The organism is Streptomyces sp. JLYT201, assembly GCF_059448825.1.
The window spans coordinates 1,080,889-1,106,730 of sequence record NZ_CM182551.1; the positions used below are offsets into that span (position 1 = coordinate 1,080,889).

General features: G+C 73.9%; 26 protein-coding genes. 14 read left to right on the forward strand and 12 right to left on the reverse strand.

Annotated elements, in window-relative coordinates:
* Positions 1-92: 92 nt before the first annotated feature.
* From AC5WAM_RS04635 to AC5WAM_RS04645, 3 genes are read right to left on the reverse strand one after another with little or no spacing between them, the layout of a single operon-like run.
* Complete coding sequence (locus tag AC5WAM_RS04635) at positions 93-1,163, reverse strand: threonine aldolase family protein (protein WP_366792088.1); 1,071 nt, start codon at positions 1,161-1,163, stop codon at positions 93-95.
* The gene (locus tag AC5WAM_RS04640) at positions 1,160-1,900 is read right to left on the reverse strand and encodes an SDR family NAD(P)-dependent oxidoreductase (RefSeq protein ID WP_366792089.1); all 741 of its coding nucleotides are present in this window, start codon (positions 1,898-1,900) and stop codon (positions 1,160-1,162) included. The genes AC5WAM_RS04635 and AC5WAM_RS04640 overlap by 4 nt, the downstream gene beginning before the upstream one ends.
* A 26-nt stretch (positions 1,901-1,926) precedes the next feature.
* Positions 1,927-3,330, reverse strand: a complete 1,404-nt coding sequence (locus tag AC5WAM_RS04645; protein ID WP_366792090.1) for a DUF6421 family protein — start codon at positions 3,328-3,330, stop codon at positions 1,927-1,929.
* A 624-nt stretch (positions 3,331-3,954) separates the two neighbouring features.
* Here AC5WAM_RS04645 and AC5WAM_RS04650 point away from each other — a divergent pair.
* From AC5WAM_RS04650 to AC5WAM_RS04660, 3 genes are all read left to right on the forward strand, one after another.
* The gene (locus tag AC5WAM_RS04650) at positions 3,955-4,701 is read left to right on the forward strand and encodes a lysophospholipid acyltransferase family protein (protein ID WP_366792091.1); all 747 of its coding nucleotides are present in this window, start codon (positions 3,955-3,957) and stop codon (positions 4,699-4,701) included.
* A 77-nt stretch (positions 4,702-4,778) separates the two neighbouring features.
* A complete protein-coding gene (locus tag AC5WAM_RS04655; protein WP_269078112.1) occupies positions 4,779-4,904 on the forward strand; it encodes a hypothetical protein in 126 nt (41 codons plus the stop codon).
* Between the two features lie 75 nt (positions 4,905-4,979).
* Positions 4,980-5,663: a glycerophosphodiester phosphodiesterase gene (locus tag AC5WAM_RS04660; RefSeq protein ID WP_366792145.1), complete on the forward strand. Its 684-nt coding sequence runs from the start codon at positions 4,980-4,982 to the stop codon at positions 5,661-5,663.
* Between the two features lie 63 nt (positions 5,664-5,726).
* Here AC5WAM_RS04660 and AC5WAM_RS04665 read toward each other — a convergent pair whose 3' ends face one another.
* Entirely contained in the window at positions 5,727-6,281 is a 555-nt protein-coding gene (locus tag AC5WAM_RS04665; protein ID WP_366792092.1) for a GNAT family N-acetyltransferase, read from the reverse strand.
* A gap of 105 nt (positions 6,282-6,386) precedes the next feature.
* On the opposite strand from AC5WAM_RS04665, the gene AC5WAM_RS04670 reads away from it, so the two are divergent.
* The gene (locus AC5WAM_RS04670) at positions 6,387-6,773 is read left to right on the forward strand and encodes a VOC family protein (RefSeq protein ID WP_495521669.1); all 387 of its coding nucleotides are present in this window, start codon (positions 6,387-6,389) and stop codon (positions 6,771-6,773) included.
* 41 nt (positions 6,774-6,814) lie between these two features.
* Here the strand turns inward: AC5WAM_RS04670 and AC5WAM_RS04675 are convergent, their stop codons facing one another.
* Positions 6,815-7,345, reverse strand: a complete 531-nt coding sequence (locus tag AC5WAM_RS04675; RefSeq protein ID WP_495521670.1) for a MarR family winged helix-turn-helix transcriptional regulator — start codon at positions 7,343-7,345, stop codon at positions 6,815-6,817.
* A gap of 36 nt (positions 7,346-7,381) precedes the next feature.
* Positions 7,382-9,061, reverse strand: a complete 1,680-nt coding sequence (locus AC5WAM_RS04680; protein ID WP_495521671.1) for an FUSC family protein — start codon at positions 9,059-9,061, stop codon at positions 7,382-7,384.
* Between the two features lie 367 nt (positions 9,062-9,428).
* On the opposite strand from AC5WAM_RS04680, the gene AC5WAM_RS04685 reads away from it, so the two are divergent.
* The 4 genes from AC5WAM_RS04685 (at position 9,429) to AC5WAM_RS04700 (ending at position 12,547) form a co-directional block, all read left to right on the forward strand.
* Positions 9,429-9,974, forward strand: a complete 546-nt coding sequence (locus tag AC5WAM_RS04685) for a DUF5134 domain-containing protein (protein WP_366792096.1) — start codon at positions 9,429-9,431, stop codon at positions 9,972-9,974.
* Between the two features lie 130 nt (positions 9,975-10,104).
* On the forward strand, positions 10,105-11,037 hold the full coding sequence (locus tag AC5WAM_RS04690) for a M56 family metallopeptidase (RefSeq protein ID WP_138964063.1): 933 nt from the start codon (positions 10,105-10,107) through the stop codon (positions 11,035-11,037).
* A 33-nt stretch (positions 11,038-11,070) separates the two neighbouring features.
* Complete coding sequence (locus tag AC5WAM_RS04695; protein WP_495521672.1) at positions 11,071-11,775, forward strand: phosphatase PAP2 family protein; 705 nt, start codon at positions 11,071-11,073, stop codon at positions 11,773-11,775.
* Positions 11,776-11,842: 67 nt separating this feature from the next.
* Complete coding sequence (locus AC5WAM_RS04700; protein WP_495521673.1) at positions 11,843-12,547, forward strand: HAD family hydrolase; 705 nt, start codon at positions 11,843-11,845, stop codon at positions 12,545-12,547.
* A gap of 22 nt (positions 12,548-12,569) precedes the next feature.
* On the opposite strand, the gene AC5WAM_RS04705 is transcribed toward AC5WAM_RS04700, so the two are convergent.
* Positions 12,570-12,815, reverse strand: coding sequence for a DUF2630 family protein (locus AC5WAM_RS04705; RefSeq protein ID WP_138964057.1), 246 nt, complete (start codon positions 12,813-12,815; stop codon positions 12,570-12,572).
* Positions 12,816-13,101: 286 nt separating this feature from the next.
* On the opposite strand from AC5WAM_RS04705, the gene AC5WAM_RS04710 reads away from it, so the two are divergent.
* Entirely contained in the window at positions 13,102-13,719 is a 618-nt protein-coding gene (locus tag AC5WAM_RS04710; RefSeq protein WP_138964055.1) for a TetR/AcrR family transcriptional regulator, read from the forward strand.
* A gap of 19 nt (positions 13,720-13,738) precedes the next feature.
* On the opposite strand, the gene AC5WAM_RS04715 is transcribed toward AC5WAM_RS04710, so the two are convergent.
* Complete coding sequence (locus AC5WAM_RS04715; RefSeq protein WP_366792100.1) at positions 13,739-15,247, reverse strand: LVIVD repeat-containing protein; 1,509 nt, start codon at positions 15,245-15,247, stop codon at positions 13,739-13,741.
* A gap of 175 nt (positions 15,248-15,422) precedes the next feature.
* Between AC5WAM_RS04715 and AC5WAM_RS04720 the strand changes: the two genes are divergently transcribed.
* Positions 15,423-16,118 (forward strand): DUF305 domain-containing protein, encoded by a 696-nt coding sequence (locus AC5WAM_RS04720; RefSeq protein WP_495521674.1) that lies wholly within the window; start codon positions 15,423-15,425, stop codon positions 16,116-16,118.
* 20 nt (positions 16,119-16,138) lie between these two features.
* On the opposite strand, the gene AC5WAM_RS04725 is transcribed toward AC5WAM_RS04720, so the two are convergent.
* Positions 16,139-16,819, reverse strand: a complete 681-nt coding sequence (locus AC5WAM_RS04725) for a DUF6214 family protein (protein ID WP_366792102.1) — start codon at positions 16,817-16,819, stop codon at positions 16,139-16,141.
* A 172-nt stretch (positions 16,820-16,991) separates the two neighbouring features.
* Between AC5WAM_RS04725 and AC5WAM_RS04730 the strand changes: the two genes are divergently transcribed.
* Positions 16,992-18,434 carry an FAD-dependent oxidoreductase gene (locus tag AC5WAM_RS04730; RefSeq protein ID WP_495521675.1) on the forward strand — a complete coding sequence of 481 codons (1,443 nt, stop codon included), beginning with the start codon at positions 16,992-16,994 and terminating at the stop codon, positions 18,432-18,434.
* 58 nt (positions 18,435-18,492) lie between these two features.
* Here the strand turns inward: AC5WAM_RS04730 and AC5WAM_RS04735 are convergent, their stop codons facing one another.
* Positions 18,493-18,849 (reverse strand): ArsR/SmtB family transcription factor, encoded by a 357-nt coding sequence (locus tag AC5WAM_RS04735; RefSeq protein ID WP_495521676.1) that lies wholly within the window; start codon positions 18,847-18,849, stop codon positions 18,493-18,495.
* Between the two features lie 189 nt (positions 18,850-19,038).
* Between AC5WAM_RS04735 and AC5WAM_RS04740 the strand changes: the two genes are divergently transcribed.
* Positions 19,039-20,124, forward strand: coding sequence for an NADH:flavin oxidoreductase/NADH oxidase (locus AC5WAM_RS04740; protein WP_495521677.1), 1,086 nt, complete (start codon positions 19,039-19,041; stop codon positions 20,122-20,124).
* A 59-nt stretch (positions 20,125-20,183) separates the two neighbouring features.
* On the opposite strand, the gene AC5WAM_RS04745 is transcribed toward AC5WAM_RS04740, so the two are convergent.
* Both AC5WAM_RS04745 and AC5WAM_RS04750 read right to left on the reverse strand, forming a co-directional pair.
* Positions 20,184-20,879 (reverse strand): L,D-transpeptidase family protein, encoded by a 696-nt coding sequence (locus AC5WAM_RS04745; protein WP_366792106.1) that lies wholly within the window; start codon positions 20,877-20,879, stop codon positions 20,184-20,186.
* A gap of 151 nt (positions 20,880-21,030) precedes the next feature.
* Positions 21,031-24,258 (reverse strand): amidohydrolase family protein, encoded by a 3,228-nt coding sequence (locus AC5WAM_RS04750; RefSeq protein ID WP_495521678.1) that lies wholly within the window; start codon positions 24,256-24,258, stop codon positions 21,031-21,033.
* A gap of 303 nt (positions 24,259-24,561) precedes the next feature.
* On the opposite strand from AC5WAM_RS04750, the gene AC5WAM_RS04755 reads away from it, so the two are divergent.
* Positions 24,562-25,416: a phosphotransferase family protein gene (locus tag AC5WAM_RS04755; RefSeq protein WP_495521679.1), complete on the forward strand. Its 855-nt coding sequence runs from the start codon at positions 24,562-24,564 to the stop codon at positions 25,414-25,416.
* A gap of 220 nt (positions 25,417-25,636) precedes the next feature.
* Entirely contained in the window at positions 25,637-25,834 is a 198-nt protein-coding gene (locus tag AC5WAM_RS04760; protein ID WP_495521680.1) for a hypothetical protein, read from the forward strand.
* Positions 25,835-25,842 lie beyond the last annotated feature (8 nt).

Below are 25,842 nucleotides of genomic sequence, written 5' to 3' on the forward strand. Positions count from 1 at the left end.
CAATGACGTTTCGATCGGCCGCATACCTATGCGAGATGGGAGCCTATGCGGGACGGGCACGGCCGGCGCGCCCGCGGCAGGTCCGGGCGCGACTAGCGCGCCATCTCCTCCTTCAGCGCCGCCACGAAGGCGTCGACGTCGTCCTCCGTGGTGTCGAAGGAGCACATCCAGCGGACGTCGCCCGCGGCCTCGTCCCAGAAGTAGAAGCGGAACCGCTTCTGCAGGCGCTCGCTGACGTCGTGCGGCAGCCGCGCGAAGACGGCGTTGGCCTGCACGGGGTAGAGGATCTCCACGCCGTGCACCGCGCGGACGCCCTCGGCCAGGCGCTGCGCCATCTCGTTGGCGTGCCGGGCGTTGCGCAGCCACAGGTCCTTGGTGAGCAGCGCCTCGAACTGCACCGAGACGAAGCGCATCTTGGAGGCGAGCTGCATGGAGAGCTTGCGCAGGTGCTTCATGTGGCGCACCGCGTCGCGGTTGAGGACGACGACGGCCTCACCGAACAGCGCGCCGTTCTTGGTGCCGCCCAGCGTGAGGATGTCGACGCCGACGGCGTTCGTGAACGTGCGCATCGGCACGTCGAGGGCGGCGGCCGCGTTGGCCAGGCGGGCGCCGTCGACGTGCACCAGCATGCCGAGTCCGTGGGCGTGCTCGACGATCGCGCGTATCTCGTCCACCGTGTACAGGGTGCCCAGCTCGGTGTTCTGCGCGAGCGAGACCACCTGCGGCATCGCGCGGTGCTCGTCGTCCCAGCCGAACGCCTGCCGGTCGATCAGCTCGGGGGTGAGCTTGCCGTCGGGCGTCGGCACGGTGAGCAGCTTCAGACCGCCCATGCGCTCGGGGGCGCCGCCCTCGTCCACGTTGATGTGCGCGCTCTCCGCGCAGATCACCGCGCCCCAGCGGTCGGTGACCGCCTGGAGGGCGACGACGTTGGCGCCGGTGCCGTTGAAGACCGGGAACGCCTCGGCGCTCGCGCCGAAGTGGCCGCGGATGACCTGCTGGAGGTGGTCGGTGTACTCGTCCTCGCCGTAGGCGACCTGGTGGCCGCCGTTGGCCAGGGCGAGGGCCGCCATGACCTCCGGGTGCGCGCCCGCGTAGTTGTCGCTCGCGAAACCGCGGACGGCGGGGTCGTGATGCCGCTTGGCATCGGTCTTCGGAGGGTTCACGGCTTCTCGGTCAGCCACAGACGTTTCCCGTTCACTTCCGATGTGGGGCGCTCCCAGACGCCGGCGATGGCCTCGGCCAGCTCCTTGACGTCCGTGAAGCCCGCGAACTTCGCGTTGGGGCGCTCCGCGCGCATCGCGTCGTGCACCAGCGCCTTGACGATCAGGATGGCAGCCGCGGCCCGCGGGCCGTCCTCGCCCCCCTCCTTGCGGAAGGCGTCGCCGAGCGCGAGGGTCCAGGCCTCGGCGGCCGCCTTCGCCGCCGAGTACGCCGCGTTCCCGGCGGTCGGCTTGCTGGCACCCGCGGCGCTGATCAGCAGGTAGCGGCCGTTGCCGCCGCGCTGGAGGCCGCCCTGGAAGGCGAGCGACGTGTGCTGCACCGTGCGGATCAGGAGGTCTTCGAGGACGTCCCAGTCGCCGAGGTCGGTGTCGGCGAAGGAGGAGCTGCCGCGCCAGCCGCCGACGAGGTGCACCAGGCCGTCGATCCGGCCGTACTCCTTCTCCGTGCGGTCGGCCCAGGCGCGGGCGGCGTCCAGGTCGAGCAGGTCGACCGTGTCGCCGGTGACCGTGGCGCCGCCGTGCGCGTAGCGCGCCGCGTCCACGGCCTCCGCCAGGCGCGAGGCGTCGGCGTCGGACGCGACCACGGTCGCCCCCGCCTCCGCCAGGCGCAGCAGGGTCGCCCGCCCCGCGGGCCCTGCGGCCCCCGCCACCGCGATCACGGCTCCGTCGAGTGCGGACATGGCCCTCGCCTCCTTGCTGCGGCCGCTCACGCGGCAACCGTCTCGGCGCCGGACTCCGCAGTGATCCCCTTGGTGGAGGCGATCACGTGCTTGAGCTTCTTGGAGAGCGCCTCATAGAACATGCTGAGTGGAAATTCGTCGGGAAGCACGTCGTCGACCAGTTTGCGCGGCGGCAGCGACGTGTCCAGGGCCTCGGGGCCCTTGGCCCAGCGCGAGCCGGGGTGCGGGGCCAGATAGGAGGAAACCAGCTGGTAGCCGGCCAGCCAGTGGACGAGCTTGGGCCGGTCGATGCCGTCGCGGTAGAGCTTCTCGATCTCCGCGCAGAGCTGGTTGGTCAGCTGCGGGGCACGGTCCCAGTCGATCTTCAGCTTGTTGTCGGTCCAGCGGACGACGTCGTGCTTGTGCAGGTACGCGAAGAGCAGCTGGCCGCCGACGCCGTCGTAGTTGCGCACGCGGTCGCCGGTGACCGGGAAGCGGAACATCCGGTCGAAGAGCACGGCGTACTGCACGTCACGGGCCTGGGGCACGCCCTCGGCCTCCAGCTTCACGGCCTCCTTGAAGGCGGTGAGGTCGCACCGCAGCTCCTCGAGGCCGTACATCCAGAACGGCTGCCGCTGCTTGATCATGAAGGGGTCGAAGGGCAGGTCGCCGTGGCTGTGGGTGCGGTCGTGGACCATGTCCCACAGGACGAACGCCTCCTGGCAGCGGGCCTGGTCGGAGACCATGGCGCGGATGTCGTCCGGCAGCTCGATGCCGAGGATGTCCACGGCGGCCTCGGTGACCCGGCGGAAGCGGGCGGCCTCGCGGTCGCAGAAGATGCCGCCCCAGGTGAAGCGCTCGGGGGCCTCGCGCACGGCGATCGTCTCGGGGAAGAGCACCGCCGAGTTGGTGTCGTAACCGGCCGTGAAGTCCTCGAAGGTGATGCCGCAGAACAGCGGGTTGTCGTAGCGCGTGCGCTCCAGCTCGGCGAGCCACTCGGGCCACACCATGCGCAGCACGACCGCTTCGAAGTTGCGGTCCGGATTGCCGTTCTGCGTGTACATGGGGAAGAGCACGAGGTGCTGGAGGCCGTCCTCGCGGCGGGCCGCCGGGTGGAAGGCGAGCAGCGAGTCGAGGAAGTCCGGCACCTGGAAGCCGCCTTCGACCCACTTGCGCAGATCGGCCACCAGGGCCGTGAGGTACGCGGCGTCGTGGGCGAGCAGCGGGGCCAGCTCCTCGACCGAGGCTATGAGGCGGTCGACCGCCTGTGCGGCCGCCGCCCTGGACGGCGCGCCCTCGCGCTCGAAGTCGATCGAGCCGTCCTTGGACTGCCAGGGCCTGATCTCCTCGACGGCACCCTTGAGCACCGGCCAGGCCGGGTGGTCCACCACTCGCCCGTCACGGGAAGCCCCGGGGCTGTCCGCCGCCGTCTGCACAAGAATTTCCGTCATGTCCCATCCTCCACGGGAGAACCTCGCGTATGAGCAGCGTATGTGTGCGAGCTTCTCCGTTACAAGAGGGGATCCGGGAAATTATCCTGCCCACCCTCCACTGGGCCGCTGTTTTTCCTGTCGTCCGGCGCCGTGGCGGCGGCCTCCCCCCACTGTTTCCCGCTCCGGGCGGATGGACACCCCTCACCCCGGGGCGACCCGCGCGCCACGGGGTGCGGCCGCCGCCCGCGCAAGAGCACGGCATTGCCTCACAGGCAAAATCCACGAGTACGGCCACACGCGAAAGGCCCGTGCCCCGGAAAACGCGCCGGTAATGCGAACCGAAAAGCGGATGCGGGCGGTTCGGAACACCGCAAGCAATCTCGCCACGGTGACGCGGCGAGCACCTCGACGAGCACCGACTCACCGGCGTCATGCCAGCTCAGAGGCCACACCTGCGCTCGTACACAGGCACTACGAATCCCAACGTTTCACCCCTCCAATTGTTCAGCACACCATGAATCCCGCGCTTTTCGGCCGCGTTCCCCACACCGCTTCCGCTGGCTCGATTCGCCTTCTCCCTCCCGCCTCGAAAGGCGGCTAGCGTGCCCGGGCGCGGGGGCAGTCGAGGAGGGGATCAGCACCATGTTCTATGCCGTGTTCAGGTGTGTCGTCCTGATACCGCTGCTGCGGTGGCTGTTCCGGCCGCGGATCGAGGGGCTGGCCAACGTGCCGGCCCGGGGCGCGGCCATCGTGGCGGGGAACCACCAGTCGTTCTGCGACCAGTTCCTGCTGGGCGTGACGCTGCGCCGGCGCATCAACTTCCTTGCCAAGCAGGAGTACTTCACGGGCAAGGGCCTGCGCGGACGCCTCGCCGCCGCGTTCTTCCGGGGCATCGGCGCGATCCCCGTGGACCGGTCGGGCAACGGCGCGGGGCAGGCCGCCGTCGAGGCCGGGCTCGACGTGCTCGACCGGGGCGGCCTGCTCGGCATCTTCCCCGAGGGCACCCGCTCGCACGACGGGCGCCTCTACAAGGGCCGGGTGGGCGTGGCCGCGATGGCGCTGCGGTCCGGCGCGCCCGTGATCCCCTGCGCCATGATCGGCACGTTCGAGGCCCAGCCCGCGGGCCGCCGGGTGCCGAGCATCGTGCCGATCACCCTGCGCTTCGGCAGGCCGCTCGACTTCTCCAAGTACGCGGGCATGGAGGACCAGCGCGCCGCGCTGCGGGCCGCCACGGACGAGATCATGTACGCGATCCTGGAGCTCTCGGGCCAGGAGTACGTCGACACGTACGCCGTCGAGGCCAAGGCCGAGGCGCAGGCCCAGGAGCTGGCGCGGCGCACCCGCAGGCGCGCGGGTCAACCCCCGGCCGACGCGCCCACCCACGGGTGAGACCGCTCGCGATCACGGTGCCCGCGGCGGTAGGACGGGCCGGGTCAGCCGTCCCCGCCGCAGGGAGCGTCGAACCGTTGAGCACCCGCGCCGTTCTGGTCGCCGCCGTCATCACCGGACTCATCCTGGGCATCGTGGGCACCAGACCGGATGATTCCGCTTCGCCCCGCAGGAACGATCCGATCGTGGAGGCGGGCGATTAGGCTGCGGCCGTGCCGCGCGGTCCCCTGCCTCCGCACCGCGCGGAGCCGAGCCGCCGTCGACGGAAGCGAGTGACCTTGAACTTCCTCACCATCGGGCATCGCGGTGTCATGGGCACCGAACCCGAGAACACCCTGCGATCCTTCGTCGCCGCGCAAGCCGCGGGCCTGGACGTCATCGAACTGGACCTGCACCTGAGCAAGGACGGCGCCCTCGTCGTCATGCACGACGCCGACGTGCGCCGCACCACCGACGGCAGCGGCCCCATCGCCGAGAAGACCCTCGCCGAGCTGCGCGAGCTCGACGCGGGCCTGGGCGAGCGCGTCCCGGTCTTCGAGGAGGTCCTGGACGCCGTCCGGGCCCCGCTGCAGGCCGAGATCAAGGACGTGGCGGCGGCGCGCGCCCTCGCCGACGTCATGCACGCGCGGGACCTGGTCGGCCGGGTGGAGGTGCTCTCCTTCCACGACGAGGCGATCGCCGAGATCTCCCGGCTCGTCCCCGGCGTGCGCACCGCGCTCGTCGCCAGCCGCTACGGCGTGGACGTGGTGGAGCGCGCCACCGCGGTCGGCGCCGCCACGCTGGTGCTGAACATCCGCCGGCTGACCCTGGAGGTCGTCGAGCACGCGCGCAAGGCCGGTCTGCGGATCATCGGCTGGGTCGTGAACACCCAGGACGATCTGCGCCTGGTGCGCGCGCTCCAGCTCGACGGCGCGACGACGGACTACCCGGACATCAAACGGACGGGACGTTTCACCGCCTGAGGCATCCTGCGGGACCTGTACCGGATCCCCGCGGGGCCGTCGCCGCGCCGAGGCGGGCCCGGCTCAGCCGATCTGCTTCACCAGGAGCTCGAACTCCAGGTCGTCGCGCTGCGGGACGCCGAAGCGCTCGTCGCCGTACGGGAAGGGGCTCATCTTTCCCGTACGGCGGTAGCCGCGCCGCTCGTACCAGGCGATGAGCTCCTCGCGTACGGAGATCACGGTCATGTGCATCTCCCGGGCGCCCCAGGTGTCCCGCGCGGTCCGCTCCGCCTCCGCCATGATCGCCTTGCCCAGGCCCGCGCCCTGGAGCGCCGGGCTGACGGCGAACATACCGAAGTACACGTGGTCCCCGCGGTGTTCGAGCTGGCAGCAGGCCACGATCCGGCCGTCGCGCTCCACCGCGAGCAGCTTGCCTGCGGGCGCGGTGATGACGTCGACGACGCCCTGCGGATCGGTGCGCCGGCCCTCGAGGAGGTCCGCCTCGGTGGTCCACCCGGCCCGGCTGTCGTCGCCTCGGTACGCCGACTCGATCAGTTCGACCAGCGCCTCGGCGTCGGCTTCGGTGGCGTCGCGGAAGGTGAGGTCGCCGTGCGTGCTCGGGTGCGGGGCGGTTGCCATGGGGGCGGGTCTCCGATCTGCTGGTGCTGCGGTGCCGTCGCGCGTCCGGACTCCTGAGCCCCGGCACGCACCGCCGAGCGTAACCCGGGACTAAGGTGCGGCCGCATGGTGCACGTACTCAGCAGCAGAATCCTCCTGCGCCCCAGCGACCCGGAGCGCTCCCGGACCTTCTACGGCACGGACCTCGGCCTCGCCGTCCACCGCGAGTTCGGCACGGGGCCCGAGCGCGGCACGGTGTACTTCCTCGGCGGCGGCTTCCTGGAGGTCTCCGGGCGCTCGGCGGAACCCGCCTCGCCCGCCGTGCAGTTGTGGCTCCAGGTCGTGGACGCGGCCGCCGCGCACGCGGAGCTGGCCGCGCGCGGCGTGGAGATCCTGCGGCCGCCGGTCAAGGAGCCCTGGGGCCTCGTCGAGATGTGGATCGCCGACCCGGACGGCGTGCGCATCGCGGTGGTGGAGGTGCCGGAGGACCATCCGCTGCGGTACCGCCCCTAGGGCAGGTCCGATGCGCGCCGGCCCTCCGGGCAGGCCCCGGGTCACCCGCGCGGGACGCCGAGGCGGCCCTCCAGCTGGCCGAGCAGCTCGCCCAGGAGGGCCGCCAGGCGCTCCTGGCCGTCGCCCGCCAGGCCCGCGAGCACCGTCGTCTCGTACGCCAGCTGGTCGGGCAGGACCGCGTCGACGAGGTCGCGGCCCGCGTCGGTCAGACGGACGTGCGTGACACGGCGGTCACGCGTGTCCGGGCGGCGGTCGATCAGGGCGCGCTCCTGGAGCAGCTTGAGGCGCTTGGTGACCGCCGCACCCGAGGAGAAGGTCTCGCGGGCCAGCTCGCCGGGGGTCAGCTCGTGGCCGGTGCGGCGCAGGGCGCCGAGCAGGTCGAACTCCGGGCGGGTCAGGCCCGCCCGGCGCAGCGGGGCGTCCTCCGCCTGCTGGAGCAGGGCCGCGCAGCGGTTGATGCGGCCGATGATCTCCATCGGTGCCGTGTCCACGCCCGGATGCACCTGCTGCCACTGGCGGACCACCGCGGCCACCGTGTCGCCCGCACCCGCCCGGCCGTACCCACTCGTCATCCCCGCGCCCCGCTCCTCGTGCTCATTCCGCCGGTGTCACGGCCGCACGCCCTCCGCGGCCTGCGGTCCACCACGTACCGTAGCCGCGAGCGTACGGTGCCCGGCGCGCTCGGCGTCCGCCACCCGGCGCGCGGGGAGCTCGCGCTGCCACCACTCGCCCGCGGCCGTGTCGTGGGCGGCGCGCAGGGCGACGAGGCTCGCGGTCAGCCGGCGCCGGGCCCGGTGCAGGTCGCGGGCGGGACCCGACAGGGCGCTTTCGGCGTGGGCGCGGGCGCGGTCCGTGGCGGCGAGGGCGTGCTCGATGTGGTCGGCGGCCCGCCGGTTGGTGACGGCCACGGCGGCGACGAGGCCGAGCAGCGCGCCGAGCAGGGTGTCCACGACGCGGTCGGCGATCAGCGCGCCGGGGTCCTGGAAGCGCCCGAACTCGGTGACGAGCAGCGCCATCGGCGTCACGCACACACAGCCCAGCCAGTAGTTGCGGGTGATGAGGGCCTCCGCGCCGAAGGCGCAGAGCAGCCCGCACCCGATCAGCGCGGCGTGGTCGTGGTGCGCGAGCGGCACGAGCGCGGCGAAGGCGACCACGCCCACGACGTTGCCGACGACGCGCTGCACGCCGCGGCTCCAGGTCAGGGTGACGTTGGCCTGGTACAGGGACGCGGCGGTGACCAGGGCCCAGTAGGGGCGCCCGACGCCGAGCGCGAGCGCCGCGTACCCGGCCAGGGCGCAGCCGACGCCGGTGCGCAGCGCGATGGGCAGCAACGGCGACCCGGGCGCGAGCCGCCGCCACAGCGGCAGCGCGGCCTCGGCCGCCTCGGCCCGCTCCAGCGGCGGGTGCGGGGCCGCGGCGCCGGTGTCCGGGACGGCCCCGGTGCCGCGCAGCCCCTCAGCCAGGGCGCGCAGCCGCGCGGCATCTCCCGCGGCGGGCGCGGCGAGGGCTTCCTCGGCACGCGCCACGAGGTGGTGCAGCGCGGTGCGGGTCGCATCCGCGCGGGTCGCGCGCAGGGACTGCCAGGCGGCGTGCACGGCGTCGGCAGCGGCGGCACGGGCCCGCGCGGCGCCGGGCCCGCGCGCGTCGCCCGCCACGGCGTCGGCGTACGCGGCGGCGGCGCGCAGGGCCCGGCCGGTGGCGCGCCGCTCGGGGCCGTGCGGGCGCAGCGGCGCGGGTGCCATGCCGACGAGCCAGGCCACGGCCCCCGCGCCGAGCGTCAGGGCGAGATGGCCGGGCACCTGGCCGAGGCGCTGCGGCGCGAACAGGCTCGCGGAGCTGACGAAGGTGAAGATCAGATGGCCGGGCGGGCCGACGCGGGTGGCGTCGCAGAGCGCCTTCTGGGCGGCGGCGAGGAGCGCGCCCACCGCCACGAGCACCACCGCGCCGGGCGCGAGCGCGGCGGTGGCCAGGGCGACCGCCACGCTCGCGACCATCCCGGCGACGACCCAGGCGAGGGCGCGGGCCCGTGCGGCGTACGGCAGTTGGTGTGCGTACAGGGCGCAGAGCGACCCGGCCATCGTGTACATCACGAGGTCGACGCGGCCGAGGGCGAGCAGCGTCAGCTGGGGGACCGCCATGGCGACGAAGACGCTCGTCGCGGGCTTGAACCAGATGTCCGACGGCTTGCCCGGGCGGAGCACACCGGCGAGCGGCAGACGGCGCAGGTGCGCGCGCGGCGCAGGCCCGGACGGGGGCGAGGCGGGGGCGGGAGATGGGGTGCTGCTCATGCCAAGAAGGTTAGCAAGTGTTTTACCTGAAAAATAAATAGGCGCGCGACCGGCTTCGGGGCCGAGTACGGCTGAGCCTGCGGTCGCCCCGAACGAGCACGGCCGGGACCCGCGGGCCCGCGCCCGGTCGAGCCGACGGCCGGCCCGAACCGGTACGGCCGAGGCCCGGCCCGAAGCGAGGAGACCAGCGACCCGCCCCGAACCAGTACGGCCGAGACCCGCCCCGAAACGAGGAGGCCCGCGACCGGCCCCGCACCCCTTCCGCCCCCGTCGCGCTCCCGCCGTACACCCGTGCGCTCCCGTACGCCGCCCCCGCGCCGGGCATCGACTCGTCATCGACGTCGTCCGTCGATCGAGGAGGTGCCCGGTGCACGGACCCGGTTCGGCGAGCTGGCTGCTCGTGGCGCTCTGCGCGGCGAGCGGCGCCTACTGCGTGCTGCGGATGCGCAGCCGCGTCGAGGAGCAGCGCCGCACGGCGGGCGGCGAGGCGCTCATGGGCTTCGGCATGGCGACGATGGCCGTCCCCGCCGCCGCGCTCTCCCCGCCGCGCGGCGCGTGGCTCGTCTACGCGACGGTGTTCACCGCCATCGCCCTGCACGCGGCCTGGACGACGCGGCGCTCCGTCCACCACGTCCACCACGTGGTGGGTGCCGCCGCGATGGTCTACATGTCGGCGGCGATGCTCTCCGCCCCCGGCGGCGGCCACGGCGACGCGGGCGTCCCGGTGCTGACCGGCGCCCTGCTCCTGTACTTCACCGCGCACGTGCTCGCCTCGGGCGCGCGGCTCGCCCCGGTGGGCGCGGTGGTCACCCCGGAGACCGGGGTCGTCCGCTGGGCGGACCGGCCCGAGCTGGCCCTGGTGTGCCGCCTCGCGATGAGCATGGCCATGATCGCCATGCTCCTGACCCTGTGAGCCCCCTGCCCGCGAGCACCCCTCCCGCCCCGCGCCGACGGCCCTGACCCCCCGGCCTCCGCCGTGGCGTGCGTCACTTCACGGCGAAGGTCCATACCCTCATGCGGCAAGCCCCTCATAGGGTTGACCCATGATGGTCCCCGTCGCGCTGCTGCTCCTTGCCGGGCTGACCGCCGTCGTCGCGCCCCGGATGCTCGCGCGAGCGGACTGGCCGGAGCGCGAACCGGTGGTGGCACTGTGGGCCTGGCAGTGCGTGGTGGCGGGTGTGCTGCTCTGCTGCGCCCTGTCGATGACCTTCAGCGCGGCCGCCGCCTGGCAGGCCGTGCGGGGCCAGCTCTTCGCGCCCGCGCCGCACGGCGTCGTCGAGGCGTACGCGCTCGGCCCGACGCCCTGGGCCACGGTGACGGCGGTGGCCCTCGCCTGCGGCGGCGTCTGGACGGCCGTGATGCTCACGCGCGAGATTGCCCGCGCCCGGACCCGGCGCGCCAGGCGGCGGGCCGAACTGGTCGTGCGCGCCCCGCTGTTGCCCGGCGAGGAGCCCGGCGCCGACCGGCTCGTCGTCCTGGAGGGCGAGCGCCCCGACGCCTGGTGGCTGCCCGGCACCGCGCCCCAACTGGTCATCACCACCGCCGCGTTGCGCCGCCTGAAGGGCCGTCAGCTCGATGCGGTGCTCGCCCACGAGCAGGGACACGCGCAGGCCCGGCACGACTGGCTCCTGCACTGCTCCGGCGCGCTCGCCGCGGGCTTCCCGCAGGTACCGGTGTTCGCCGCGTTCCGCGACGAGATGCACCGGCTCGTGGAGCTGGCCGCCGACGACGTGGCCTCGCGCCGCTTCGGGCGCCTGACCATCGCGCTCGCCCTCGTCGAACTCAACGAGGACCGGGGCGTGTTCGGGCCCTGCCCGACCCCGCAGGCGCACGTCCCCGCCCGGGTGCACCGGCTGCTCGCCGCCCGCCCCCGGCTCACCGCGGGGCGCCGGCTGCGGCTGACCGCCGCGGCCGCGCTCGTGCCGGTCGTCCCGCTCCTGGTCGCGTTCGTCCCGGCGCTGCGCGCGCTCGGTTAGGCGTCGCCGCGGGGCATCGGTCAGGATCGGGTCATGGACTCCGCGCCTCCCCCGACGCCGCCCCCGCCGTCCCGTGCCGCCCGCGCGGCGGTGCTGCTCGCGCTCCCCTCGCTGCTGCTGCTCGTCCTGGTCTCGGCCGAGTGGCAGCCGCTGCTCACGCTGGACGGCGACATCGCGCGGACCACGCACCGCTGGGCGGTGGCCCACCGGGACCTCACCCACGCCGCCCGCGTCCTCACGGACTGGGTGTGGGACCCGTGGACGATGCGGGCCCTGTGCACGGCCGTCGTGCTGTGGCTCGCCGCGCAGCGGGCGTGGTGGCTCGCCCTGTGGCTCGCGGCGACCTGTCTGGTGGGCACGCTGCTGCAACAGGCCATGAAGGCGGCGGTCGGCCGGGAGCGCCCGGTCTGGCCGGACCCGGTGGACTCCGCGCGCTACGCGGCCTTCCCGTCCGGGCACGCGCTGACCGCCACCGTCGTGTGCGGGCTGCTCCTGTGGCTGCTCCGCCTCCGCGCCGTGGGCCCTGCCATGTGGCGCACCGCCGTCGCCGTGGCCGTGGTGTCCGTCGTCGGCGTCGGCCTCACCCGGGTGTGGCTGGGCGTCCACTGGGCCTCGGACGTCGTGGCGGGCTGGCTCATCGGCGCCCTGGTCGTCGCCGCGGCGATCGCCCTGTACGACCGCTACGCACCCGCCGTGCGGCCCCCGGCGGTGACGGGACGGGCACACAGCCGCCGGTGACCGCGATCCCGCGGGGCGCGTCGGACGGTGCTTGACCCCGCGCCGGACGGTCCCGGAGGATCGCCGCATGGCGATCAAGGGCGTGCTGTTCGACTTCTCCGGGACGCTGTTCCGCGTCGAGTCCACCGCGTCCTGGCTGCGGGCCGCGCTCACCGCGCGCGGGCTCGCCCTGCCGCCGGACGAGGAGGCACGGCTCGCGGCGGCGCTCGACCGCGCGGGCGCGCTGCCCGGCGGCTCACCGACCCCGAAGGCGCCCGGGCACCTCGCCGACCTGGTCGCGCGCCGCGACGAGAGCGCGGAGCTGCACCGCGCCGCGTACACCGGCCTCGCCCGGACCGTGCCGCTGCCCGATCCGGGCCTGTACGACGCCCTCTACGACCGGCACATGGCGCCGGAGGCCTGGCGGCCCTACCCCGACGCCCTCGACGTCCTGCGCGGCCTGCGGGGGCGCGGGGTGCGCGTCGGGGTCGTGAGCAACATCGGCTGGGATCCGCGCCCCGTCTTCCGCACGCACGGCCTCGACCCGTACGTGGACGCGTACGTGCTGTCGTACGAGCACGGCGTGCAGAAGCCCGACCCCCGCCTCTTCGCGCACGGCTGCGCCACGCTGGCCGTCGCCCCCGCGGACACGCTGATGGTCGGCGACGACCGCCGTGCGGACGGCGGCGCGACCGCCCTCGGCTGCGCCGTGCACTTCGTGGCCCATCTGCCGGTGCTCCAGCGCCCCGACGCCCTGCGCGCGGTCCTGACGCTGGTGGGCGGCGCGGGCTGACCGCCGCGCCCGCGGACCGCGCCTACGACTCGTAGTTCTCGACCTGCGCGACGGGACGCGCCCGGACCGCGTCCGGATCGCCGCCGAACTCCTCCTTGGCCCGCCGTCTGCGCAGCAGGTCCCAGCACTGGTCGAGCTCCCGCTCCAGATCGCCCAGGCGGGCCCGCTCCGTGGCCTCGTCGATCGCTCCGGAAGCCAGCGATTCCCGGAGGGTCTTCTCGGCGTCGACCATCTCCGTGATCCGCGCCAGAATCTGCTGTTGGTCCATGTTCACGCACCTCCTCAGACCCCCGGCCCCACTGTAAGGAGACAGAGCCGGATCGGCGAGGAGAGAAGGGAAGAACGGGGAGAACGGGGTGAAGGGGGACAACGAGGGGGATGAAGAGACATGTGGAGGAAAGGGGCAGCCGCGACGGCCGCGCTCCGGACATGCCTGGAGGCAGGCAACACTCCCCCGCGGTGTTGCCTGCCCCGAGCAGCCCCGGCCCATGTCGGCCCGGTCCGGGACGTCCTGAGTATATTGGCTGTGAGCCAGTCAACGCAGGAGTTACAGGATGTCCCCGCGTAGCCCATCGGTCAATGAAGAGTTGCGACGGCGTTCCCGCGAGCGGCTTCTGCAAGCCACGGTGGACCTGGTGGGCGAGCGCGGCTACGAGGCGACGACGCTCGCGGACATCGCCGACCGCGCCGGCTCCGCACGCGGCCTCGTGTCGTACTACTTCCCGGGAAAGCGCCAGCTCCTGCAGTCGGCCGTGCACCGTCTGATGCACCTCACCCTCCAGGAGGGCCTGGAGCGCGAGCCGCGCACCGAGGACGGGGACGAGCTCCTGGCCCGCGCCGTCGACGCGATCCTCGGCCTCGCCCGGGACCGGCCGGTCCTGATGCGCACGCACATGGCCGGGATCCTCCAGGCCGACGGGTTCGTGCAGTGCCCCGAGCAGCAGCGGCTCGCGTTCCTGCTGCGCGACACCATGGTCCGGCACGGCTCGCCGGACGTGGAGACGGACTATCCGATGCTGCGCGCCCTGCTGATGGGCGCGGTGTTCGCGCTGCTCATCCCGGGCGCGCCGATGCCCTACGAGCGGCTGCGCGCGGAGCTGTTCCAGCGCTACGGACTCGACTGGAAGCTCGGCGTCCCGCCGGGCGACGAACCGCCCGACGGGACGTTCTAGACCTCACCGGAGCAGGGGCTCAGTGCCCGTTGAAGTACTCCGGCTGCGTCTGCACGTTGAGCTCGCGCAGCCGCACGCGCTTGGCCGGGTCCGTGCGCTTGTCGTTGAGCTTCAGCACGTCGAAGCCCTTGACCATGTCGTTCGAGTAGATGTGGCCGTTGTAGTAGTACGCCGACCACGAGCCGCCGCCGACGAGCTGGTCCGCGGAGAGGGGGCCGCGCTCGAAGTAGGCGATCTCCTTGGGCTTGGCCGAATTGGTGAAGTCCCACACGGAGACGCCGCCCTGGTACCAGGCCTGCACCATGAGGTCCTTGCCCTTGACCGGGATCAGTGAGCCGTTGTGGGCCACGCAGTTCTCGGTGTCCGCCTGGTAGCGCGGGATCTTGTAGTAGCTCTTGAAGACGAGCTGGCGCTTGTCGCCCCGGCCCTTGATCTCGTAGATGCCGTCGGCGCCGCGGTTCGGGCCGATCTCGGCGTTGCAGGTGGCGCCGCCGCCACCGCCGAGCTCGTCGGTGAACACGACCTTGTCGGCGTCCTGGTTGAAGGTCGCCGAGTGCCAGAACGCGAAGTTCACGTTGTCCTGGACGCGGTCGATGACCTTCGGATGTTCGGGGTCCTCGATGGAGAACAAGATCCCGTCACCCATGCAGGCGCCCGCGGCGAGGTCCTCCGAGGGCAGCACGGTGATGTCGTGGCAGCCGGTGGTCTTGGAGACGCCCGGGTTGGTGGGCGGACCCGGGTTCCCGCCGCCGTCCGGGCCCTCGCCCGGGAACAGGACGGGGAAGCCGACGACCGCCGCCTTCTGCGGCGCCTTGCGCGGCACCTTGATCACGGAGATGCCGTCGTGCGGCGGCTGGCAGTCGGGGAACGCCGCGCTCGGCGCGTACGAGGAGACGTAGATGTAGACGTTGCGGCGCTCGGGCACCAGCGTGTGGGTGTGCGAACCGCAGGCGGTCTCGACGGCGGCGACGTAGCGCGGGTTGCGCTTGTCGCTGATGTCGAAGACCTTCATGCCCTCCCAGGAGGACTTCTCCGTGGCGGGCTGCGTGGTGCTGGCGCAGGAGCTGTCGCTGCGCGAGGAGTCGGTCGACAGGAACAGCAGGTCACCGGAGACCGAGACGTCGTTCTGGGATCCCGGGCAGAGCACCTGCGCGACGGTCTCGGGCTTCTTCGGGTTGCTGATGTCGAAGATGCGGAAGCCGTCGTAGTTCCCGGCGAAGGCGTACTTCCCCTGGAAGGCCAGGTCGGAGTTGGTGCCCGGCAACGCGTCCTTGGGGATGTTGCCCAAGTGCTCGATGTTGTCGGAGTGGACTATCTCGTCGGGTGCGGGGATCTTTCCGTCCCGTATGGCCCGCTCGGTGTCGGCGGCATCCGACTTCGACACCTTCTTCGGTGCCGCGGGGGTGTCGCCGGGGTCGGGCGTCGCCGCCGCGGGCACGGCGGTGAGCAGCGCGGCGAGGAGCCCGGCGGCCGCCGTGGCTACTCCCAGGCGTCTGCGCCGGGTTCGGGGTTCGTTCAGCAGAGTCACTGCTTCCTCCCTTGTGGCCGTTCGAAGGCGAACGGTGCACGGACACCCGCAGTATCGTGCCCCTCATGTACAAATCAACAGATGGAAACGCGGCCGTAATGAACGCTTCCGATCACTGACGCTCATCGGCGTGCTAGGACGGACCCAACTACCCCGCGCGTCCCAGGAGGTTGCCGTGCCCCACCGCCGTACGCCCGCCGCCCGTACGTCCGTTGCCCGAGCCTCCGCCGTGACCGCGCTCGTCGCGGCCGCCGCCCTCACGCTCGGCGCCTGCGACTCCGCGTCGGACCCGGACGCGAAGGCCAAGTCCGGCTCCTCGACCGGGCCTTCGGTGATCGCGCCGGGCAAGCCCGGGGAGAAGGCGGCGACGCTCTCCGCCGAGGAGGCCGCGAAGCAGAGAACCGACGACGACAGCCCGAACTCGGCGGACTTCGACTACGTCGAGAAGATGATCCCGCACCACGCCCAGGCCCTGGAGATGACCCGGCTCGTGCCGAAGCGCGCGAAGTCGACGCGGGTGAAGCGGCTCGCCGACCGCATCACGGCCGCCCAGAAGCCGGAGATCGGCGCCATGGAGCGGTGGCTGAAGAGCCAGGGCAAGAAGGCGGAGAGGCGCGGGCACGACGCGCACCACGACCACGCGGGGATGCCGGGGATGGCCACGCCCGCACAGCTCAAGCAGTTGCGGGCGGCCAGGGGCGAGGCCTTCGACGAGCTGTTCCTGAAGCTGATGATCACGCATCACTCGGGCGCTGTCACCATGGCCACGGACGCGCTCTCGGAGGGCAACAACCTCCTGGTCGAGGAGATGGCCAACGACGTCGTGGCGCAGCAGACGGCCGAGATCAACCGGATGCGCGGGATGAGCTGAGCCCCGCCCGGCCACCGGGCCTAGCGGCGGCGGTGCCGGGGCGACAGATGGCCCGCGTCGCGCGCCCCCGCGATCAGGCGCAGGGACTTGCGGCGGCTGTGCCCCGTCGCGCACATCACCGCGAGCACCGGGTCGCGGCCCTCGTCACGCGCCGTGCGGTACGCCTCGACGGCGGCCTGGCGCACGGTGTCGCCGCGCTGTCCGGAGGGCCGGGCCGGGCGCGCGGCAGCCGCCTCGTCCCCGAGGGCGCCGCGACAGGAGGTGTCGGCCGGGCCGTACTGCTGGGCGACGCCCCGGCAGACGTCCGCCAGCGGGCCCTCGATGCGGTCGGCGAGCGCGACGAGCTCGGGCAGCGGCAGCGGGGGCTCCGCCCGCAGGTCCTCGATGGCGACGCGGCCCTCGCAGACGGCGGCGAGCACGTCGACGTGGGCGCCGTCGAGGTCGAGGCGCATGTGCAGCAGGGACGCGGGCCCGCCACCCGGCCTGCGCACGTCCAGGTGGCCATCCGTGCTCGTGAACAGCTGGAGCGTGGCGGCCGAGGGGTCCGCCGCCCAGCGCGGCGCCTCGTCGTACGCCGCGGGGTCCAGCGGTTCCTGCGGTGCCGGGGGCCACTCCTCCAGCGGATCCCCGCCGGGCCACCCCGGGCCTTCGGCCGTCCGTGGGTAATGATCACTCTCGTCGAAAAATGAGCTTTCCAGCACAGCCGCACGGTAGCCCTACAGTCACACTCCGCCAGGGCGGCACGCACGCGGCGGGCGGCAGGGCACCCTGTCAGCGGCACGCGCGGAAGGGTCCGGCGGGCGCCCCTGAAGCGGCCCGCACCACGGGTCCCGCGACCCGTTCGTCCCCTCCCCCTTTGGGCACACCGGTGCGATGCTGAAGCCAGACAGGCATCAGGGCGTCCCGGGGACACCTCGCGGAAGGAGCTCCGCCGTGCACGTCGCCGTCGTGGGATCGGGTCCGAGTGGGGTCTACACCGCGCAGAGCCTGGTCCAGCAGGACCGGGTGCCCGGCGTGCGGGTCGACGTGCTCGACCGGCTCCCGTGCCCGTACGGCCTGGTGCGCTACGGCGTGGCGCCCGACCACGAGAAGATCAAGTCCTTGCAGAAGACGCTGCGCACGATCCTGGAGCACGAGCGCGTGCGGTTCCTCGGCGGCGTGGAGATCGGCCCCGGCGCGCTGCCCCCGGCCCGGCTCCTCGACTGCTACCACGCGGTGGTGTACTGCGTGGGCGCCGCCACCGACCGCAGGCTCGGGGTGCCGGGCGAGGACCTGCCGGGGAGCCACTCGGCGACGGAGTTCGTGTCCTGGTACAGCGCCCACCCGGACGTGGCGGTGAACGGCTCGGGGCCGCAGGACCGCTTCGTACGGGACGTGGACGCGGCCGTCGTCATCGGCGTCGGGAACGTCGCGGTGGACGTGGCCCGCATGCTGGCGCGCGGCGTCGCGGAGCTCGCGCCCACCGACATGCCGCACGAGGCGCTCGGCGTCCTCGCCGCCAGCCGGGTGCGCGAGGTCCACATGGTGGGGCGGCGCGGCCCTTCGCAGGCGCGCTTCACCACGAAGGAGCTGCGGGAGCTCGGCTCGCTTCCGGACACCGAGGTGCTCGTGGACCCCGAGGAGCTGGCCCTCGACCCCGCCTGCGCCGACCCTTCGGGCCTGCCCGCGACGAGCCGCCGCAACGTGGAGGTGCTGCGCGGCTGGGCCGAGCGGCCCGAGCGCGGGCTCGCGCGCCGGATCCGGCTGCGGTTCTTCCTGCGGCCGGTGGCGCTGACCGAGGCGGCGGGCCGGGTGGGCGGCGTGCGGTTCGAGCGGACGCTGCCGGACGGGCACGGCGGCGTGACCGGCTCCGGCACGTACGAGGAGATCGGGGCGCAGCTCGTGCTGCGGTCGGTGGGCTACCGCGGGGTGCCGATCGAGGGGCTGCCGTTCGACGGGTCGAGCGGCACGGTGCCGCACACGGCGGGCCGGGTGCTGCGCGAGGGCGCGGTGTCGCCGGGCGAGTACGTCGCGGGCTGGATCAAGCGCGGGCCCACGGGCGTGATCGGCACGAACCGGCCGTGCGCGAAGGAGACGGCGCTCTCCCTGCTCGACGACGCGCCCGCCCTGGCGCGCCGGGCGGTGGCGGACGAGCCGCTCGCCGCGCTGCGGGCGGCGGGCGCCGATCCCGTGGAGTGGCCCGGGTGGCTCGCGATCGAGCGGGCCGAGGCGCGGCGGGGGCTGCTGCTCGGGCGCGGCGGGCCGGTGAAGATCCCGGACTGGGCGGGCCTTCGCGAGGCGGCGGCCGGCGGCGAACACCCGCAACTGCGGCCCTGAGCGGCCCGCGGGCTCGCTCTCGACCGAGCCGGCGCGCCCCGGTCGGGCCCCGGACGGGTCAGCCTTCGTCCGCCAGGCGGTCCGCCTGGCGGACCGCCGCGGCCAGGACGCTGTCCAGCAGGCCGGGGAACAGGGCGTCCAGATCGGCGCGGCGCAGGGCGTTGAGCTTGGCGGTGCCGCGGTAGGTCTGCTGGATCACGCCCGCCTCGCGCAGCACGCGGAAGTGGTGCGTGCTGGTCGACTTGGTGACCGGCAGCTCGAAGTCCGAGCAGGTGAGACCGGCGTCGTCCCCGGCCAGTTCGCGCACGACCAGCAGGCGCAGCGGGTCGGAGAGGGCGTGCAGCACGCCTTCGAGGCGGATCTCGTCACGTGCCGGGTGCGCGAGCACGCGCGAGCCCGGGGCGGCGGTCGTCATGGCGGCTCCACTGGAACGAGGGCGTGCGCGGCACCGGTGTGTGTACGGAACGTTTCCATTGTACGAGAGACATCGTAGTTTGACAGTTTCCGTACTACGGTGCCTATCGTACGAGCGGCAGGGGGCGTCCGGAGCGGCCTGTGGCGCCCCCTGCCCCGTTCCACTCGCCGCCCCCGAAGGGAGCACGCCGTGAGCGCGCTGTTCGAGCCCTACACCCTGCGGAACCTGACCGTCCCCAACCGCGTCTGGATGGCGCCGATGTGCCAGTACTCCGCCGAGGCCACCGGGCCCGCCGCGGGGGTCGCCACCGACTGGCACCTGGCCCACTACGCGGCGCGGGCCACGGGCGGCACCGGCCTGATCCTCACCGAGGCCACCGCCGTCAGCGCCGAGGGCCGCATCAGCCCCTGGGACCTCGGCATCTGGAACGACACGCAGGCCGCGGCGCTGCGCAGGATCACCGACTTCGTCAGGGGCCAGGGCTCGGTGCCCGGCATCCAGCTCGCGCACGCGGGCCGCAAGGCCTCCACGGACGCCCCCTGGCGCGGCGGCGCTCCGCTCGCCCCGGACGCGGGCGGCTGGCAGCCGCTGGGTCCGAGCGCGGTGGCCTTCGCCGAGGGCCACCCCGTTCCCACCGAGCTGACGGCGGCCGGCATCCGGCGGGTCGTCGGCGAGTTCGCGGACGCGGCGCGGCGCGCCCTGGACGCGGGCTTCGACGTCGCCGAGATCCACGGCGCCCACGGCTATCTGATCGGCGAGTTCCTGTCCCCGCACAGCAACCGGCGCACCGACTCCTACGGCGGCGACTTCGCGGGCCGCACCCGCTTCGCCCTGGAGGTCGTCGACGCCGTGCGCGCGGTGTGGCCCGAGGACAAGCCGCTGTTCTTCCGCATCTCGGCCACGGACTGGCTGGCGGAGGGCGAGCCGGGCTGGACCGCCGACGACACCGTCCGGCTCGCGCCGCTGCTCAAGGAGCACGGCGTGGACCTCCTCGACGTCTCCACCGGCGGCAACGCCGCGGGCGTGCGCATCCCCGCCGGGCCCCACTACCAGGTCCCCTTCGCCGCCCGGGTGAAGGCGGAGACGGAGCTGCCCGTGGCGGCCGTCGGGCTGATCACCGAGGCCGCGCAGGCCGAGAAGGTCCTCGCCAACGGCGAGGCCGACGCGGTCCTGCTCGGCCGGGAGCTGCTGCGCGACCCGTCGTTCGCCCGCCGGGCCGCCCGGGAGCTGGGCGCCGACGTGCACGTGCCGAACCAGTACCTGCGCTCCGTCTGAACACACGAGCGCCGCCGGGAGGAGTCCCTCCCGGCGGCGCTCGGCGGTTCCCGGACCGGTCAGGTGCCCGGCTTGCGGCCGTAGACGAACACCTCGTCGCCCTTGCGCAGCATGCTCCAGTACTTCGCGGCGTCCTTCTTCGTCATGTTGACGCAGCCGTGCGAGCCCGGCGGGGCCCAGACGCTGATGCCCACCGAGTGGAAGGCCTGGCCGCCGTCGAAGAACTGGCTGTACGGCATCGGCACGTGGTACAGGCTCGACACGTGGTCGATGTCCCGCCAGTAGACCTTCTTCAGGCCGGTGCGGGTCTCATGGCCCTTGCGGCCGGTGCGCACCGGGACCGGGCCGTACTTGAGCTGCTTGCCGTCCTGGATCCAGCTGAGCTGGAGCGTCAGGTCGACGCAGGCGATGCGGCCCTTGTTGGTCGGGCACTTGCCCGCCTTGTTCGGGTTGTTCCCCACCTTCTTCTGCTTGTTCATCAGGTCCATCACGCCCCAGGTGACGGCGCCCGCGTACCCCGCGTTCGGGGTGATCTGGTGCTTGGTCTGGAAGGCCTTGATGGCCTTGCAGTCGGCGGCCGACTGCTTGCCGTCGACCGGGCGGCCGAGGAACTTCTCGACCTGCTTCTGGTACGGCCCGGTCTGCGTCGAGCACGACGCTGCCTGTGCGGTGCCGGTCCCCATCGCGATCGCGAGCGGGGCCACCAGTCCGGCTATCCCCAGTGCGACGGCTCCTCGTCTGACTGTCTCCCCCACGGCTGCGCGCTCCTTCTTCGTACGTACGGCGAATTCCCCCTGGTAGACAGCGCGCGAGCCAGGTTCGTTGTAGGGGGAATTGACACAGGTCTGTAACAGCGGCCGGGGTGGCGGCGGGCCCGGCCGTACGGACCGGGCCCGCCGTCCCGCCTCACACCCCCGGGTCGCAGCAGCCGTCCCTGCGCATGAGCCGGCCCACGGCGAGCCAGTCCGTGTCGCGCGGGGCGTGCCGGGCCGCCGACGCGAAGGCGCCCACCAGTTCCTCGGTCTCGTACGGGGTGCCGCCGCGCAGCACCCCGACCGTGCGCACCAGCGTGGTGAAGTCGGTGAACGGGTCGCCGTCGACGATCGTCAGATCGGCGATCCGGTCCGGCTCGACGGTGCCGAGGTCCTTGTCCACGCCGAACACGCGGGCGGGCAGGACCGTCGCGGTGCGCAGCGCCTCGGCCGGGGAGAGCCCGCCCTGGTGCAGCGCGCGCAGGCCCATGTGCAGGGCCAGGCCGACGGGCACGAGGGGCTGGTCCGTGCCGAGGGCCACGAGGCCGCCCGCGGCAAGGATCCTCCGGTAGATGTCGGTCTCCGTGCGCAGCGTGGCGAGCTGGGCGGCCGTCGGCGGCGCCGCGGCCGACTTGCGGACGGACTCCACGTCCCACGGCGGCATGACGGCCGTGACCCGGGGGTCGTCGGCCAGCGCGGGATCGGCGCCGATCAGCGGCACGGACGTGAACGGCGTCGCGATGAGCGCGAAGCGGGCGCCGCGCGCGGTGTAGATCTCGGTGACGTCGTCGTAGGCCCGGCCCGACGCGGTGATGGCGTGCCCGAACTCGGCTCGCTGGGTGGCCTGGAGATGGGTCGTCAGGTCCTGGCCCGTCTGGATGCCCGGGGACAGGAAGTGGCTGCCGCTGCGCACGCCGAGCCGCTCGTGGGCGAAGCGCGCCGCCTCCTCCATGACCCAGGTCGGCGCCCGTACGTACGTCTTGACGAAGTCCCAGTCGAGGTGCTCGGCCCGCTCCAGGGAGCGTCTGAGCCCGGCCCGGGTGCGGTGGGCGCGGCCCATGCTGTAGGCGACGCGGCCGCCGTCGAGGAGTTCGCCCGTGGTCAGCAGGCGCGGCCCGGCGAGCTGGCCGGTGGCCACCGCCTCGCGGATGCGGGCCTGTTCGTGGGCGAAGCCGCCGAGGGACACCGCGGTGGTGATGCCGTACGTGAGCTGGCCCACCGTCTGGCGGCCGCCGTAGGTGCTCTGCCAGGGGTGGGTGTGCGTGTCCCACAGGCCGGGGAGCACCGTGCGGTCGGAGGCGTCGATCCTGCGCCGGGCCGTCCGTGCGCCGCGGTGCGGCGCGACCTCGGCGACCCGGCCCCGGCGTACGACGATGTCGACGTCCTCGCGCACGGCGGTGCCGGTGCCGTCCCACAGCCGCCCGGCGTGCACCACGGTGTCGGGCGGGGTGGGGCGGCGCTGGTCGAGCGGCACGCGGACGGTGCGGGCGCGCCCGCCGTCGACGCCGATCAGGCGCAGCCGGGTGCCCGACAGATAGAGCAGGGTCGCCGAGTCGCCGGACCAGGTGGGGTGGTCGGCGGGCTCGGTGGTGAGGGTGCGGAGCCTGCCGCGCGGGGTGCCGTCGGCCGCGACGGGCAGCAGACACAGGGCGGACTCCACGATCACGGCGAGCCAGTGCCCGTCCGGCGACCAGACGGGCCCGGAGTCGTAGCGGTCCGCGATGGAGGTGTGCGGCGCGACGGGGTGGAGGCGGTCGGTGCCGGTGGTGGCGTCGACGACGCGGATGAGGTTGTAGCCCTCGCGGAAGCGCAGGTTGAGCCGGTTGCGGTCGCAGAACGCGAGGTGGCGGCCGTCCGGCGACCAGCTGGGGCGGCCGGGAAGCCCGCCGCCGCCCAGTGGCTCCGCGAGGATCCGCTCGGTCCCCGCGTCGAGGTCGCGGACGACCAGCCGCCCGGTCATGTCGAGGCAGGCCAGCCGCTTGCCGTCGGGCGAGAGCGCCGGGTGCACCCGGCCGCCGGTGGCGAGCGTGGTCTCGGCGCCGCTGTCCAGGTCGTGGCGGTAGACGCCGAGCAGTCCGTCCCGGTCGTCGGCGTACACCAGGGAGCGGCCGTCGCGCGCCCACGACGGGCCGAGCAGATAGCGGGTGGGCTTCGCCCGGCGCAGCCGGCGCGGCGCCTTGCCGCCCGACGTGCCCGCGAGCCACAGCGAGTTCAGGGCCGCGAAGGCGATGTGCCGGCCGTCCGGGGAGAGCGCGGGCAGGTGGATGCCGCGCACCGGGCGCACCCGGTCCTCGCCCAGGTCGTACTCCTTGACCCGGTAGCGGGGCCGGTCCACGGGCAGGACGCCCTCGAAGGGGAGGGGCCGCGGGGTGCCGGGGGCCTCGGGGCGCACGAGGGTGAAGCGGCCGTCGACGGTGAGGAGCAGTTCGCCGTCCTTCGTCCAGCGCGGCGGCACGGGCGCGATGTCGCCGGTGACGTCGACGGGCTTGCCGTCGACGACGAGCACGCAGGAGCCGTTCGGGGCCGCCGTGGTCTGCAGATGGGCGAGGCGGCGGCCGTCCGGGGCCGGGGCCGGGGTCATCACCTGGGCGTTGGCGGTCTCGGTGTGCTCGACGGTCACGGGGCCGGTGCCCCGGGCGGGTACGGCCGCGACCGTGCGCGCTTCGAGCGTGATGCCCGTGGGCCCGGTGACGCCCTTGGCCCGGACGAAGAGGATGCGGGCGCCGTCCGGGGTCCACGCGGGGTCGAAGTCCTCCCAGCGGCCGTCCTGGAGGGGGCCGTCCTGGCCCGGCACGCCCGTGACCCGGGTCAGCTCCCCGGTGCGCAGGTCGAGGACGTGGATGCGGTACGCGCTGCCCGCCACCGGGTCGCCGCCCCGCTCGGAGGCGAAGGCGATCCTGGTGCCGTCGGGCGACCAGGCGGGTCCCCGGTCGTCCCACGGGCCGTCGGTGCGGCGGCGCAGGTCGGTGCCGTCGGCCCGCAGGGTCCAGAGGTGGAAGCCGCCGTCGCGGTAGGCGCAGAACGCGATGTGCTCGCCGTCCGGCGCGTACACCGGCCGGTTGGGTTCGAGCCCGGCCGGGGTGAGCCGCACGGCCTGACCGCCGGAGCGCGGGGCGGACCACAGGACGTGCTGCACCTCGGCGACCAGCCGGTCACCGGCGGGCGAGAGGGTCGCCGAGCCGTTGGTGGCGCGGGTGAAGGACAGGGGCACCCCGGTGGCGGGGCGGGCCGCGGCGGGCGCGGGGGCCACGACACCCGCCGCACTCGTGGCGGCGACGCCCGCGGCGCCTGCGACGACCAGGAGTTGACGGCGTGTCAGGGAGACCGGCAGGAGGGGGGTGGAAGACGAAGACAACGAGTCAGTGTTGCTGTCACAGTCCATGACACAGCACACTCGCGCACCCCCGGGGGCCGGGCAACACCGCCTTGCGCACGGTCACCCGACTCGGCGCACAGGCGTCACCCGGGTTCGGCACGCCCCCGCCGACCCGGGCTCGGCGCGCTCCGTCCATCCGGGCCAGGCGCGCCCCCGCCGACCCGCTCGGCACGGCCTGCCATCCCGGGCTCGGCACGCACCGCCGACCCGGGCTCGGCGCACGCGCCTCACGGCGTACCGGTGACGCTCGAATGGCGCGCCCCGATATTCGGTTCACCCGCACGAGTCACCCCTGTCATGATCGGCGGCATGCACTCCGGCCCCACCCCCCGTCAGCCCACGCCCGCCGACGCCCGCGCCCTCGTCCGCGAGGCGCTGCCGCGGGAGCACGACCTGCCCGTGGCGCCCGTGGACGAGGGGGGTGAGCACTCCACCTGGTGGGTGGGAGACCGGTACGTGCTGCGCATCGCCCTGGACGCGGACACCGCGGCCCGGCAGCGACGCGAACTGGCCCTGCGGGACGCGCTGCGCCCCCTGCTGCCGGTGGCCGTGCCCGCGAGCGTCGCGTCCGGCTCCTGGGCGCCGGGGCTCACCTACACCGTCGACGTACGGCTGCCGGGAGTCTCCGCCGAGCGCCGCCCGGTCGGGCCGGAGGGCGAGGAGGACCTGGCGCGGCTGCTCGGGGCGCTGCGCACGGCGGCAGCTCCCGCGCTGCCCACGCGGCCGCCACGCTCCCTGGAGGCACTCGGGGCGGCGGCCGGACGCGCCCTGGCCCGGCTCGCCGCCGACGGCGAGGTCCCCGGCGGCCTCGCCGTCGACGCCGCGGCACACCCCGCGCCCGCCGCCCCGGTGGTGTTGCACAACGACCTCAAGGGCGAGCACCTGCTGGTGAGTTCCTCGGGCCGGGTCAGCGGCGTGCTCGACTGGGCGGACGCCGTCGTGGGCGACCCCGCAGAGGACGTCGCCGGGCTCGCCCTGTCCGTCGGCGCCCCGGCGGCCGCGCAGGTGGCCGCCACGGCCGGGCACGCCCCGGCGGTGGCCGAGCGCGGGCTGCTCCTGGCCCGCTACGACACCGCCCTGCGCCTGGCCGACCGCCTGTACGGGGACGACGACAGCCCCCTACCGCTGCTGCGGGCCCAGCTGGCGCGCGCCTGGGAGCGCTGAGCCCGGCCCGGCGCCCCTGGGCCTCACCGCGCGACCCACCCGCCCCGGACGCACCTCCCCTTCCGCCCTAGGGACTTCCCTAGGTGCCGCACCGACGCGGCAGTCGCGCGCGGGCTCCTATCCTGGTCGCCCTTGCCATGCGTCACGGCTGTCACGCGTCACGTCCTTCGCCGTCGTCACGCGTCACGGCTCACGCCCCGCAGCGGCCCCGGGAGGCGTTGTGCGCTACGTCATCGAGGTGTACCGGTCGCATGAGGGGGTGTGCGGGAACGTCGTGTGCGAGAACACGGCGAACTCCGAGCACCCCGAGAGCCCGCCGCGGCCGTTCCACGGCTGGCTGGAACTCCTCTCGCTCCTCGAACCGCCGCTGCCGGAGACCTTCGCCCTGGGGGACGCGCCCCCCGACGACACGCCGTAGTCCACCGC

What these genes read in the sequence shown, in the direction of transcription:
- AC5WAM_RS04670 (WP_495521669.1), top strand. Translation starts at nt 6,387, where the DNA reads ATGGTGCACGTACTCAGCAGCAGAATCCTCCTGCGCCCCAGCGACCCG.
- AC5WAM_RS04640 (WP_366792089.1), bottom strand. Translation starts at nt 1,900, where the DNA reads ATGTCCGCACTCGACGGAGCCGTGATCGCGGTGGCGGGGGCCGCAGGG.
- AC5WAM_RS04755 (WP_495521679.1), top strand. Translation starts at nt 24,562, where the DNA reads ATGCACTCCGGCCCCACCCCCCGTCAGCCCACGCCCGCCGACGCCCGC.
- AC5WAM_RS04680 (WP_495521671.1), bottom strand. Translation starts at nt 9,061, where the DNA reads ATGAGCAGCACCCCATCTCCCGCCCCCGCCTCGCCCCCGTCCGGGCCT.
- AC5WAM_RS04690 (WP_138964063.1), top strand. Translation starts at nt 10,105, where the DNA reads ATGATGGTCCCCGTCGCGCTGCTGCTCCTTGCCGGGCTGACCGCCGTC.
- AC5WAM_RS04700 (WP_495521673.1), top strand. Translation starts at nt 11,843, where the DNA reads ATGGCGATCAAGGGCGTGCTGTTCGACTTCTCCGGGACGCTGTTCCGC.
- AC5WAM_RS04710 (WP_138964055.1), top strand. Translation starts at nt 13,102, where the DNA reads ATGTCCCCGCGTAGCCCATCGGTCAATGAAGAGTTGCGACGGCGTTCC.
- AC5WAM_RS04675 (WP_495521670.1), bottom strand. Translation starts at nt 7,345, where the DNA reads ATGACGAGTGGGTACGGCCGGGCGGGTGCGGGCGACACGGTGGCCGCG.
- AC5WAM_RS04730 (WP_495521675.1), top strand. Translation starts at nt 16,992, where the DNA reads ATGCTGAAGCCAGACAGGCATCAGGGCGTCCCGGGGACACCTCGCGGA.
- AC5WAM_RS04750 (WP_495521678.1), bottom strand. Translation starts at nt 24,258, where the DNA reads ATGGACTGTGACAGCAACACTGACTCGTTGTCTTCGTCTTCCACCCCC.
- AC5WAM_RS04645 (WP_366792090.1), bottom strand. Translation starts at nt 3,330, where the DNA reads ATGACGGAAATTCTTGTGCAGACGGCGGCGGACAGCCCCGGGGCTTCC.
- AC5WAM_RS04695 (WP_495521672.1), top strand. Translation starts at nt 11,071, where the DNA reads ATGGACTCCGCGCCTCCCCCGACGCCGCCCCCGCCGTCCCGTGCCGCC.
- AC5WAM_RS04650 (WP_366792091.1), top strand. Translation starts at nt 3,955, where the DNA reads ATGTTCTATGCCGTGTTCAGGTGTGTCGTCCTGATACCGCTGCTGCGG.
- AC5WAM_RS04705 (WP_138964057.1), bottom strand. Translation starts at nt 12,815, where the DNA reads ATGGACCAACAGCAGATTCTGGCGCGGATCACGGAGATGGTCGACGCC.
- AC5WAM_RS04665 (WP_366792092.1), bottom strand. Translation starts at nt 6,281, where the DNA reads ATGGCAACCGCCCCGCACCCGAGCACGCACGGCGACCTCACCTTCCGC.
- AC5WAM_RS04735 (WP_495521676.1), bottom strand. Translation starts at nt 18,849, where the DNA reads ATGACGACCGCCGCCCCGGGCTCGCGCGTGCTCGCGCACCCGGCACGT.